Genomic DNA, 11,671 nt, shown 5'->3' on the forward strand with positions numbered 1-11,671 from the left:
ACACCTCTTTAGTGATTTAGTTTAGTTATCCAAAAATTTTTTTGTGTAAGGAACGACGTAGCAAACTCGTTCTTTGACTTCAATAATCAAAACCTTCGATCCAGCTGCTAATGGTTCATCGATTGGTTGGAAAGCCGTAGCTGGTCGATTGCTTGAACCAGTGACACTTGTGAGTTGAATTTCGCCCATTCCTTCACAAGGAATCGGCGTCAGCACCGTTGCGATGCGACCTTCAAAATCTTTCTCAGAACTTGACAGTGTCGCTTCCGCATTTCGCATGGGAATCAGCACGTAAAAATTCAAGAGAAAAACGAGCCCTGTAGCAAGGCAGCCGCTAATGACGAAAAGTAGGAGCGAATAGCCAGACAGAAAAGTTTCTCCTAAGTAACCGAAGAGACTTGTAAAGGCAAACCATGGAATAATTAACATCGGATCGACTGGTCCGTCGAAATCGAAGATATCCCCAAACAGAAGCAGCAAAAAGGCTAAAATAGCACAGCCAATCAAAACATACAAATAAATTTGCTCAGGTGCATAAGTGTGCAGCACATATCCACCTCCTTTCAAATAGCGTGATTTGTGAGAACGACGAAAGTTAGGAGACAATCGGAAGAAGAACGAAGGAAGCAAAAGAAAGGAACAGAGATTCTGTTATAATTATACCAATAAATAATAAAAATATTCGATTTAATTAGATAAAATGATCAAATAATATAATAAATGGTGGTTTATTATTTGGGAGAAGGCAACAAAAGCACATGATTTTTTCAAGAGCCATTGACAAACAATCAAAATCAAAGTAGATTAAATCAGGGTAGTAAAAATGTCAAAAGGAACTGCTGACTCTAGACACGTAAATAGGCAGCGTTTGTTTTCTAACCCAATCGAAATAAAGTAGTTGTTCGCAAACATAAAAGAAGTCAGGAACACTTCTTTTCAACCGACAGATCGTATTGCTAAGAAATAGAGGTGGAATCGATGGATCAAAAAGAAAAAATGTTAGAACTAATCAAGAAAAAACAAGGCGGCGGCCGTTCAAAAAAGATGGAATCCCCAAAAAATGATCGGAAAAACATGCGTAAAGGCCCGAAAATTTATAATAAGTAAGGCGATGGATTATTAACACGAAATGAGCGATTAAAAAAAGAGAGAAGGACAGGGTTGCTGTCTTTCTCTCTTTTTTTTTATTCCTCAGAATTCACGTACAACTCACTCAAAGCTGGCAGATCATGGACTTGGTATTTTGCTTTAAACGCTGCGATTTCTTCAGCACTGAAGCGTTTAGGATCCAGTTTCAATTCTTCGACGGGAAGAGGTCGTTCGTTAGCGATCTTGACATCGATCACGACGGGGCCGTGGCTTTCTTTAGCTTGTGTAAAGACGGATGCTAATTCTTCTGCCTTCGTTACCGTGAAGCCTTTCGCACCTAATGCTTCCCCAACTTTACCAAAATCAGCACCGGCTAGTTGCACACCGAACTTGGTTTGCTCGGTATCTTCTTGCTCCGCTTCGATGAAGCCGAATGAGTCATTGGAAAAGACCACGTTGATGATTGGCAAATCATATTTCACTTGAGTAATGATGTCTTGCATTTGCATCGCAAAACCGCCATCCCCACTAAAGGTAAATACTTGGCGATTCGGATAGCTCAATTGAGCGGCGATCCCACCAGGTACACCATTGCCCATTGTCGCAAACCAGCCAGACGTTGTGAAACGCTGTTCACCCGTCATTTCTAAATGTCGGATACTTTGGATCGTAACATTACCAACATCTGTGACAAACAGGGCATCAGGAGCTGCGATACGGTTGATTTCTCGATAGACAGGTTCAGGACGCAAGGGCTCTTGCGCATCATGGTCAAAACTATGGCGCCATGCATGCCAATTCCGAGCGTTTTCTTGATTGGCTTTTATCCAGGCATCTGCAGGACGAGGGGCTGCCATCTCTGTCCATTTTCTAAGAGCGGTCGCACCATCTCCTAAAACGGAGACATCCGTCTGATGACGACGACCAAATTTCGAGGCGTCGATATCAACTTGGACAAAGTTGGCATCAGGATTGAAAAAGCGGCGTCCAAAAGGGAAGTCACTGCCGACAAAAACGATGAGATCAGCTTCTGCCAAAGCTTCATTGGCTGGTTTTGTCGCAACCCGTCCGGCAAATCCAAGAAAGTTTTCATAAAGATCAGGCACGATGCCTTTGGCTAACACAGAAGCCGCTACAGGCATTGAGAAATGCTTAGAAAAAGCATCGATGGCATTAAAATGACCAAAGAGACCTTGTCCGATATAAAGGACAGGTTTTTTTGCTTGTTCAAAATAAGAAAGGGCAGCTCGTAAATCGTCTTCATCCGGCTGGAGAACACCCGTCTTATGATTTTTGGCGGTTGCAATCTCCTGTTCGTCGATTTCTGCAAACCCGTAATCGACCGGGATCGTTACTACAGCAACGCCTTTAAATTTATAGGCGGCTTTAATGGCTTCATCCACCACGTGGGGCAAACTTTCAGGGGACATGACCGTGCGATTGTAAATACTGACATCTGCGAACATCGGATTTTCATTCATTTCTTGAAAATCATTGTAGTTCATCGAACTTGAAGCCACTTGTCCTAATAAGGCAACGACAGGCACATTATCCATTTGGGCATCATATAAGCCATTGATCAAGTGGGTGGCACCTGGACCAGCAGAACCGAAAACCGCACCGACTTTTCCCGTTAGTTTGGCATCAGCCGCCGCTGCCAGCGCACCCGCTTCTTCATGACGTACTTGAACATATTTGACCGATTGCCGTTCATGGTACAAAGCATCCATCGTTGAGTTGAAAGATCCACCGGGGATTCCATAGATATGGTCGATGCCCCACGCTTCAAAAATCTTGATCATTGCTGTACCAGCATTGATTTTTGTCATTTTCTTCACTCGCTTTCTCTGTTGTCATTCGTTCTCTTTTAAGTATAAACGTTTCTCAAAAAGACAACAAAGAATGCGCCTTCTGTCACAAGGCGCATAGAAAGACTTATTTTAGGAAATGAACGACTCAGTTGCGAAGCTCTTGCACGAATCGACTGGCGATCTCTTTTGGTCGGGTGATGGCACCACCAACCACGATACCGGTCACACCCATATCCTGAATTTTTTTTGCTTGTTCCGGGGTGTGGATCTTGCCTTCGGCTATTACCGGAACCTTCGCCGCAACCAATTGCTGGATCAACTGATAGTCCGGTTCGTCATTGGTAGGACTGTTCGCCGTGTAGCCGGACAAAGTTGTACCAACAAAATCGACGCCCGCTTCAAAGGCATTGATGCCTTCATCATAGGTGGCGATATCTGCCATGAGTAGTTGATGGGGATAAAGAGTTTTGATTTGCTTAATAAAGGCATTAATGGTCAAGCCATCATGACGTTTGCGCAAGGTGCAGTCCAAGGCGATCACCGCAATATGTAAAGCTGCTAATTCGTGTACCTCTTTGATGGTTGCTGTGATAAATGGTTCTTCCGGTGGATAGTCTTTTTTGATGATTCCGATGATCGGCAAATCAACAGCTGCTTGGATCTCGCGAATATCGCGAACGGAATTGGCACGGATGCCAACAGCACCAGCTTCTTGAGCTGCTTTTGCCAATAGGGGCATGACACCGCCGTTTTCGGTATATAGGGGTTCTCCAGGCAATGCTTGACAAGAAACGATCACTCCGTCCTTGATTTGTTGGATAAAAACTTCTTTTTCCATGTATTTGACACTTCCCATTCTTGTAAAGGTTCGTTTCTCCCTTCGACTATATCATGAGGCTTTTTCCTTGTAAATGAAACGACACCTTCTTTAAAAGGAAAGCGAACACCAAAAAAGAAGCAAGCACCGTCATCAAGGGTGCTTGCTTCATTAGGAGGTGAGGATAGGGAATCATTTATTCCGCTTGTTTTGACGTGCATTGCTTGAACTTCTCAAAATCGATCGTTTGATTAGCAGACAGCACTTCGTATTGCAATCGGTCTGTTTCTTCATCGTGAATGATATGGAGGATTTTTCCGTCTTCGTCTACTGGTCCCAGACTGATGATCGTAAACCGTTCATTGATGACTTCTAAATTCTGTAAAACCCCAGAAAACACTTTGCGAATATGATGGGCGGTCTTGATTTTTTTGTCTGCTTTTTCAACAGCCTTGGCTAACGTAAAGCCTTCATCTAAAAACGTTTTGATCATTTCCACTTTGACGACCGTGGGCAGTCGGTATTTTCGTGGGGCATTTTCTTCTTGTGGGACCGATTGAATAAATCCTTTTTGTTCCCAATAACGCAATTGGCGAGGGGAGATATCACACATTTGGCTAAGTTCGCTGATGCCGACCAACAAGTTTTCATTATCAACGAGTTTTCGAAAAAGATGAGACATACGGACTCCATTCTTGTAAAGGTATTTGTTAACATTGTAACTTGTTTTACTTTTATGTCAAGTAGGTTGACAAATGTTAGGGAAAGATTTAAAGTAAAGAAGGTTTTATGAAAAATATACTGAAAAGAGTGTGAAATATGTCAACGAGTCGTCCTTTAGATATCTACGGCAAACCTTACAATCGTTCCTTACTGGTTATGGTTTTGCTGATCGGTACGTTTTGTACTGTTTTGAACCAAACATTGTTAACAACGGCTTTTCCAACCTTGATGGATGCCTTTGACATCTCTGCATCTGATGTCCAATGGCTAACCACCGGTTTCTTGCTGGTCAATGGGATCATGATCCCGATCACCGCATGGCTGATCAACAAGTTCAGCTCAAGAAATCTTTACTTAACGGCAATGAGCATCTTCCTGGCTGGAACGATCGCTTGTTTTGCAGCACCGAACTTTTCTACATTATTGATTGGCCGCTTAGTGCAAGCTGCTGGTGTAGGGATCTCCATGCCGCTTTTGCAAAATATCATGTTGTCGATCTTCCCACCAGAAAAACGCGGTTCAGCTATGGGCATGTCTGGAATCGTTATTGGGTTGGCACCAGCCTTAGGCCCAACGTTATCTGGTTGGATCATTGATCATTATGACTGGCGTTATTTGTTCGGAATGGTCATTCCGATCGTCGTTTTAGTCTTAGTCTTAGCGCTCTTTCTAATGAAGAGTGTGATTGAATTGTCGCATCCGAAAATCGATCTGTTCTCAGCGATTTTATCAACGCTTGGTTTTGGTACATTGCTCTATGGCTTTTCAAGCGTCGGTGACAAAGGGTGGGGCAGTATTGAAGTAATCGGTTTTCTTGCAGCCGGTGTCTTTTTCATTGCTTTCTTTGCATGGCGTCAATTGCACATTGAGCATCCGTTCTTAGAGTTGCGCGTGTTCAAATCAACGACCTTTACCTTGGCGTCGATCCTTTCAGGGGTCACGAATATGGCGATGATCGGTGCTGAAATGGTACTCCCATTGTATATCCAAAACATTCGTGGTGAATCAGCGTTCCATTCAGGATTGATGTTATTACCAGGTGCGTTGATCATGGGGATCATGATGCCAATCACTGGTGCGATCTTTGATAAGTATGGTGCAAAACGTTTAGCTATCACCGGGATGTTTATCTTGACCGCCGCAACCTTACCATTTGCTTTCTTAACAAAAGATACACCGATTTTGCATATCATCATTCTTTATGGGATTCGGATGTTCGGGATCTCAATGGTGATGATGCCAGTAACGACTTCAGGAATGAATGCCTTGCCTGGTAATCTGATCAGTCACGGTACCGCAGTAAACAATACCTTCCGTCAAGTAGCCAGCTCAATTGGTACGGCTATCTTGATCAGTGTCTTGACAAACGTCACCAAAGGCAACTTGCCAAGTGATTCTTTGCTGGATAAAACGCCTTTGGCCTACAAAGACCAAGCAATCGAAGCGACTTTATCCGGCTACCATGCCGCCTTTTATGTGGCAGCGGTCTTTAGTTTCTTAGGTTTCTTGATCGCCTTCTCCTTAAAGAAAAAAGAACCACGATTGACGGTTCTTGAAGGAGGTGCGGACAAATGATCTTGCTTTTGATCGTTCTTAGCGTGTTAGGGTTTGCGGTACTGAATGTTTTTGCCAAAAACAAGCGGCAAACAGGTTTATCATTGGTCTTAGGTCTAGTCTTCGTAGCAAGTGTCGTCGCATTGATGGCCAATTTGACTTACCATTTTGGAATGGAAAAAGAAACGACTGCTAAAACAACAGCACTGGTTTCTAGTGCCGATAATGAGAATTTTGATTTACTATTGTATCAGCCATTAGGAGATGGTACGGAAAAAATCTACCTGTATAAAACGGATACTGATCAAGAGGAACCAAAACAAACCGGTACTGATAAAGTGACCAATGTCGTGGAAACAGGGGCTGAGTCAGCTCAATTAGAAACAAAAACGACGCGCTGGGTTTATAAAAGTGACCTATCACGCTTCTTGTTCGGAATCGCTGATAACGATGGCCAATATGTCAGCCGTACCAATACGTTCTCATTACCAGATTCATGGGAAGTCTTGAGTGTGGATCAAGCAAAAAAACTGGCTTCTTTAGCGAAAGAACAAGCGGACACCATGAAAACACAAGGACAAGCGTATGTCCAAGAAAAAATGCAAGCTGCATTAATGGCTGATCCAACTATGGACGAGGCAGCCCAAAAAGCAAAAATCGCTGAATTGACAGAAGCTTATCAAAAAGAAGCGATGGCAAAACTGCTTGAAGAAGCAAAAAAGTAAAAACGAGTAGATCGTCATGGGATGGAAGAATCAAATCGGATTCTTCTGTCCCTTTTTCTACATGAAACTTGTGATTTAGCGAAACAGCTGCTAAATGTTGGTCGTGTCCATCAACAATAAAAATCCCACTCACTACTAGTGTGTGGGATTTTCTTTATTCAAATGAGCACGCGGCAATCCGGTCGAAAGCTTCTTTTAACAAGTCCAACGATTGGGTGGCAGCTAAGCGAACATAGCCATCGCCGGTCGTTTCTCCAAAGGCTTTCCCAGGGATCATCAGCACACTGGTTTCCTTTAATAATTTCTCGACAAAGCTGACAGAGTCCAACCCCGTTTGTTCAATGTTGATGAAGGCATACATGCTTCCTTTGACAGGGGATAAGGAAAGGAATGGAATCTCAGCAACCCGTTGTTCAATGTAAGTCAGTCGTTCCTTAAAGACAGCAACCACTTGCGGCACGAGCGTATCATAGTGATTCAATGCGTAAATACCTGCCCGTTGTGAAGGGGTTGGTGCCGAATAGGCGATCGCCTCATTGATCAGTTTTGCCGTAAGATTGATCGATTCAGGTGCGATCATGTAGCCGATCCGCCAGCCAGTCATGGCAAAGGCTTTTGAGAAACTGCTGAATGTGATGGTGTTCTCAGGTGCGAAGGCTGCCATCGGTACAAAGGTATCATCAAAGCAAAAGGCTTCATAGACTTCATCCGAGAGGATCAGCAAGTCATGTTCAATGGCAACTGCTGCGATTTTTTCAAAAGTTTCTGGAGAAAAAACAGCACCAGTAGGATTGTTTGGTGAATTGATGATGATCGCCCGAGTTTTTTCAGTGATGGCGGATTTTAAGACCTCGACATCGATTTGAAAGCCATCTTTTTCAAAGGTCGGGATAAAGACCGGCACACCACCGACTAGTTCGACTTGTTGTTTATAAGGTGAAAAGTATGGTTCATGAATAATCACTTCATCACCAGGATCAATGATGGCAGCCAAAGCTAAGTACATGCCATGCAATGCACCGACAGTTCCTCGTACTTGGCTAGGAGAAAAAGTAAGCTGGTATTGCTTTTGATAAAAATCAACGACAGTTTGGATAAAATCAGCACTACCGTCTGAAGCGGTGTATTTTGTATGACCCGCTTTGACGTCAGCAAAAGCTGCTTCAATGATCGTCGCATCTGTAATCAAATCAGGATCACCAATCGACAAATCAATCAAATTTGGGGTTTTCTTCGCAAGAGTGGCGATCTCCATTAAAAGATTTTCTTCTGGTTGTAAAAAACGTTCTGCAATCAACGGACGGTTCATTTTGTCATCTCCAATTTCTATAAAACTTTGCTTAAAAAATCCTGTGTCCGCGCATTTTGCGGATGCTCAAAGATTTGTTCGGGTGTTCCTTGTTCTTGAATGATACCGTCAGCCATAAAGATGACACGATCGGCAACTTCTTTAGCGAAGCCCATTTCGTGGGTAACGACCACCATCGTCATGCCTTTTTCTGCTAAAGCTTGCATGACCGTCAACACTTCTCCGACCATTTCTGGGTCCAAAGCCGATGTTGGTTCGTCAAAGAGCATTACATCAGGATCCATTGCCAACGCTCTAGCAATAGCGACCCGTTGCTGCTGCCCGCCAGAAAGGCTAGAGGGGTAACTATCCGCTTTTTCAGCTAAGCCAACTTGCTCCAGCAATCCTTTCGCTGTCTCTTCGGCAGCGGCTTGCTCTTGCTGTTTGACTTTGATCGGGCTGATAGTCAGATTTTCTAACACCGTTTTATGAGGGAATAGATTGAAGCTTTGAAAAACCATTCCCATTTTTTGACGAATCTGATCGATTTTCACCCCTTTTGCCAATAAATCATTGCCTTCGAAGGTGATTTTCCCGCCGGTCGGCTGTTCAAGAAGGTTCAAGCAGCGTAAGAAAGTACTTTTTCCACTTCCTGATGGTCCGATGATCACAACGACTTCACCAGGTGTCACTTCAAGATCGATTTCTTTTAAGACGGTATTCTCGCCAAATGTTTTCACTAATTTTTCAACTTTAATCACTAGTTTTCATTCTCCTTTCAGCAACACCCAAGAGACGTGAGAGGGCGAAGGTCAATACAAAGTAGATCAATGATACGATAACGTATGGTAAAAACGGTTTGAAGCTGGCCCCTTGAACGACGCCTGTTTGGAAAATCAGTTCAGACACACCGATCACCGATACGACCGAAGACTCTTTAATGACCGTGACAAATTCATTTCCTAGAGCAGGCAAGATGTTTTTGATGGCTTGCGGGAAAATGATGAAGCGCATCGCTTGGATCTGATTCATTCCTAATGAACGAGCGGCTTCCAGCTGTCCTTTGTTGACGGCATTGATCCCGGCACGAATGATTTCTGCCACATAGGCGGCACTGTTTAGTGCTAAGGCAATACAGCCGGCAGCTAATTTCGAAAGCTCTAAGCCTAACACGCCTGTTCCAAAGTATACAATAAATATTTGTACTAACAAAGGTGTTCCTCGAACATATTCAATATAGACAGCGGCAATGACTTTCAGTGCTTTTGATTTAGAAAGCTTCATAAAGGCTAACAAACTGCCACCGATAGAGCCGAATAATACCCCAACCAAGGCTAGGAAGATGGTATAGCCAGTTCCGGTGATATAAAAAGGCAGATATTTTTCCCAAAAGCTTTGCTCTTCATCGATCGTGCCATCTTCGGTAAACATCAATCGATAGGCATCTTCTTTGTATTGGCTTAAAAGATCATTACTAATGATGGTTTCAATGGAGGAATTGAGTTTTTCCAGTAAAACTGGCGCTTCTTTCGAGATGGCGATGGCGGTCTCCTTCACACCGTTTTCAAACGTGACATTTTCGGCTAATGCCAATGTATCATTCGCCGTCACATATGCTTCGGCAACGGGACCTTCCATCACGATCGCATCGATCTTGCGTGATTTTAGATTGGTGATCAAATCAGGCACCCTTTGCAAAGAGGTGACAGTCGCGCCAGTCAATTCTGTATTTGCCAGCTCTTCTTGGGTGGTTTGTCGTTGTGCACCGACAGCCACACCATCAAAATCAGCCGTCGATTGGAAACGATCCGCGTCTTCCGCTCGAACCAGAACAGTTTGTTGGACTTCCATATAGGTGTCAGTGAAATTGACTTCTTTGCGGCGCTCGTCCGTAGCAGCCATCCCAGAGATGACGACATCGATTTTACCCGTTTTTAGAGCCCCTAACAGCGCGTCGAACCCAAGCTCCTCAATTTTCAGCTCGACCCCTAAGTCATCTGCAATTTTTTGGGCAATCGAGATATCGATCCCCACGATTTCATTTTTTCCATCAACATTGGCACGGAATTCATATGGTGCATAATCGGCAGATAAACCCACGACCAATACACCATTTTCTTTGACTTTTTCATAGATTGGATCAGTTTCTTCTGCATGTGCTTGTCCGACAAAGAAAAACGGCAGCAATGCTGTGATGATCCCTAATAAAACAGTACCCTTACTAAACCTTTTCATGTAAACGCCCCTTTAACTTTTTCTGCGCATCTATTAAAAATGCAAATAATAACTAATAAATGTATAAAAATACATATAAGTGATAGAAACTATCATAGCATAACATCAGTTGAAGTCAATAAGTCAGAGAAAAAAAGTCAAAAAATGTTGTAGAGCGTAAAACCATTTATTCAATTTTTTTGCAATCCAACCAAGAGCAATGTGAAGAAGGCACAGCGTCTTTTTTCTAAACATATATATTCGATCTTTCACTTTGAAAATAACCGATAATAAAGAAATGTGACCACACTGAATGAACAAATGGAAAATGGTCTCAGAAGAAGCCAAAAAAAACGAAACATAAGACATTTTTTTGATTTCTTGCGATAATAAAAGTGAAGAGGAGGCGGTAGGATGAAGGTCGTATTGATTCGACACGGAGAAAGTGAAGCAAATTTCGAAAATTATTGGACAGGATGGCTGGATGTTTCGCTGACCGAGAAAGGCCGGCAACAAGCATGGGTAGCAGGGGAACAGATCAAAGCAATGGGGATTACTTTTGATTTTGCCTTTGCATCTGTGCTTCAACGAACGATCATCACGTGTGATGCCGTTTTGGAAGCTAGCAATCAGCTTTGGGTCCCTGTACACAAAACATGGCGCTTAAACGAGCGTCATTATGGGCAACTGGTTGGGGTCAATAAAGATGTGATGGTGGCACAATATGGAAAAGAACAGGTGCAAAAATGGCGTCGAGGATATGATGAACCGCCTTTATATGTGGAGGAAAATGATTTCGATCGACGCTACGATTCTTTGGATCCTCGCTTGATTCCTAAGGGAGAAAATCTGGGAATGGTCGTGGCCCGAGTGGTTCCATTTTGGCAAGATCAGGTGGTTCCGTTACTTAAAGATCATAAGAGTATTCTCATTACTGGTCATGGGAACAGTTTGCGGGCGTTAGTCAAATACTTGGAGGACGTGCCCAAAGATGACATGGATACGATCGATATTCCTAACGCACAGCCGATCATTTATGAGTTTGATAGCCAAGCAAACTTGATTGAACGGGCGTAATAACGAACAATTAAAGAATAAACCACATTTTCGTTTGATGTTACATCGAAAATGTGGTTTTGTTGTGCTATAATAAGAAAAATTTAATGAAAGGCGGGAGAATATGAAAGCCGTATTAACCGTTATTGGAAAAGACAAGGTTGGGATCATCGCCGGTGTCAGCCAGAAATTAGCAGAATTAGAAATCAATATTTTAGATGTGTCCCAAACGATCATGGAAGATTACTTCACGATGATGATGCTTTTAAACATGGATGCCAATCAGGATTTTGACGGTGTTCGTGAGGAGCTTCACCAAATAGGTCAGGCATTAGGTGTGAAAATCAGCATTCAAAATCAAGAGATTTTTGATACCATGCATAAATTATAGGAG

12 protein-coding genes are annotated in these 11,671 nt (G+C 43.0%); 5 read left to right on the top strand and 7 right to left on the bottom strand.

What is annotated here, in order from left to right; translation table 11 throughout:
* Positions 1–21 precede the first annotated feature (21 nt).
* Complete coding sequence (locus IGK63_RS06950) at positions 22–567, bottom strand: NfeD family protein (protein WP_016613363.1); 546 nt, start codon at positions 565–567, stop codon at positions 22–24.
* 411 nt (positions 568–978) lie between these two features.
* On the opposite strand from IGK63_RS06950, the gene IGK63_RS06955 reads away from it, so the two are divergent.
* On the top strand, positions 979–1,107 hold the full coding sequence (locus IGK63_RS06955; protein WP_005236316.1) for a hypothetical protein: 129 nt from the start codon (positions 979–981) through the stop codon (positions 1,105–1,107).
* A 77-nt stretch (positions 1,108–1,184) separates the two neighbouring features.
* Here IGK63_RS06955 and spxB read toward each other — a convergent pair whose 3' ends face one another.
* The 3 genes from spxB to IGK63_RS06970 form a co-directional block, all read right to left on the bottom strand.
* A complete protein-coding gene (gene spxB, locus IGK63_RS06960) occupies positions 1,185–2,918 on the bottom strand; it encodes a pyruvate oxidase (RefSeq protein WP_016613364.1) in 1,734 nt (577 codons plus the stop codon).
* A gap of 127 nt (positions 2,919–3,045) precedes the next feature.
* Positions 3,046–3,738, bottom strand: coding sequence for an N-acetylmannosamine-6-phosphate 2-epimerase (locus IGK63_RS06965; protein ID WP_034872229.1), 693 nt, complete (start codon positions 3,736–3,738; stop codon positions 3,046–3,048).
* Positions 3,739–3,913: 175 nt separating this feature from the next.
* Entirely contained in the window at positions 3,914–4,399 is a 486-nt protein-coding gene (locus IGK63_RS06970) for a MerR family transcriptional regulator (RefSeq protein ID WP_008381378.1), read from the bottom strand.
* 137 nt (positions 4,400–4,536) lie between these two features.
* Between IGK63_RS06970 and IGK63_RS06975 the strand changes: the two genes are divergently transcribed.
* Complete coding sequence (locus IGK63_RS06975; RefSeq protein WP_034872230.1) at positions 4,537–6,015, top strand: MDR family MFS transporter; 1,479 nt, start codon at positions 4,537–4,539, stop codon at positions 6,013–6,015.
* Complete coding sequence (locus IGK63_RS06980) at positions 6,012–6,719, top strand: DUF4811 domain-containing protein (protein WP_016613368.1); 708 nt, start codon at positions 6,012–6,014, stop codon at positions 6,717–6,719. Before IGK63_RS06975 ends, IGK63_RS06980 begins: the two co-directional genes overlap by 4 nt.
* Positions 6,720–6,873: 154 nt before the next feature.
* Here IGK63_RS06980 and IGK63_RS06985 read toward each other — a convergent pair whose 3' ends face one another.
* The 3 genes from IGK63_RS06985 to IGK63_RS06995 are packed head-to-tail and all read right to left on the bottom strand — an operon-like array spanning position 6,874 to position 10,242.
* Entirely contained in the window at positions 6,874–8,028 is a 1,155-nt protein-coding gene (locus tag IGK63_RS06985; protein ID WP_016613369.1) for a pyridoxal phosphate-dependent aminotransferase, read from the bottom strand.
* Between the two features lie 17 nt (positions 8,029–8,045).
* The gene (locus IGK63_RS06990; RefSeq protein WP_005230134.1) at positions 8,046–8,768 is read right to left on the bottom strand and encodes an amino acid ABC transporter ATP-binding protein; all 723 of its coding nucleotides are present in this window, start codon (positions 8,766–8,768) and stop codon (positions 8,046–8,048) included.
* Positions 8,761–10,242, bottom strand: coding sequence for an ABC transporter permease subunit (locus IGK63_RS06995; RefSeq protein WP_016613370.1), 1,482 nt, complete (start codon positions 10,240–10,242; stop codon positions 8,761–8,763). The genes IGK63_RS06990 and IGK63_RS06995 overlap by 8 nt, the downstream gene beginning before the upstream one ends.
* 393 nt (positions 10,243–10,635) lie before the next feature.
* On the opposite strand from IGK63_RS06995, the gene IGK63_RS07000 reads away from it, so the two are divergent.
* Positions 10,636–11,298, top strand: a complete 663-nt coding sequence (locus tag IGK63_RS07000; protein WP_016613371.1) for a 2,3-bisphosphoglycerate-dependent phosphoglycerate mutase — start codon at positions 10,636–10,638, stop codon at positions 11,296–11,298.
* 103 nt (positions 11,299–11,401) lie between these two features.
* The gene (locus tag IGK63_RS07005) at positions 11,402–11,668 is read left to right on the top strand and encodes an ACT domain-containing protein (RefSeq protein ID WP_005236306.1); all 267 of its coding nucleotides are present in this window, start codon (positions 11,402–11,404) and stop codon (positions 11,666–11,668) included.
* The last annotated feature ends 3 nt before the right edge of the window (positions 11,669–11,671 follow it).

The sequence above is a fragment of the Enterococcus sp. AZ040 genome (assembly GCF_050499185.1).
Classification (GTDB): Bacteria; Bacillota; Bacilli; order Lactobacillales; family Enterococcaceae; genus Enterococcus_D; species Enterococcus_D entomosocium.

Excerpts from the sequence above, each read along its gene's own strand:
- IGK63_RS07000 (WP_016613371.1), top strand. The coding sequence starts at position 10,636 with ATGAAGGTCGTATTGATTCGACACGGAGAAAGTGAAGCAAATTTCGAA.
- IGK63_RS06970 (WP_008381378.1), bottom strand. The coding sequence starts at position 4,399 with ATGTCTCATCTTTTTCGAAAACTCGTTGATAATGAAAACTTGTTGGTC.
- IGK63_RS06965 (WP_034872229.1), bottom strand. The coding sequence starts at position 3,738 with ATGGAAAAAGAAGTTTTTATCCAACAAATCAAGGACGGAGTGATCGTT.
- IGK63_RS06980 (WP_016613368.1), top strand. The coding sequence starts at position 6,012 with ATGATCTTGCTTTTGATCGTTCTTAGCGTGTTAGGGTTTGCGGTACTG.
- IGK63_RS06985 (WP_016613369.1), bottom strand. The coding sequence starts at position 8,028 with ATGAACCGTCCGTTGATTGCAGAACGTTTTTTACAACCAGAAGAAAAT.
- IGK63_RS06955 (WP_005236316.1), top strand. The coding sequence starts at position 979 with ATGGATCAAAAAGAAAAAATGTTAGAACTAATCAAGAAAAAACAAGGC.
- IGK63_RS06995 (WP_016613370.1), bottom strand. The coding sequence starts at position 10,242 with ATGAAAAGGTTTAGTAAGGGTACTGTTTTATTAGGGATCATCACAGCA.
- spxB (WP_016613364.1), bottom strand. The coding sequence starts at position 2,918 with ATGACAAAAATCAATGCTGGTACAGCAATGATCAAGATTTTTGAAGCG.
- IGK63_RS06975 (WP_034872230.1), top strand. The coding sequence starts at position 4,537 with ATGTCAACGAGTCGTCCTTTAGATATCTACGGCAAACCTTACAATCGT.
- IGK63_RS07005 (WP_005236306.1), top strand. The coding sequence starts at position 11,402 with ATGAAAGCCGTATTAACCGTTATTGGAAAAGACAAGGTTGGGATCATC.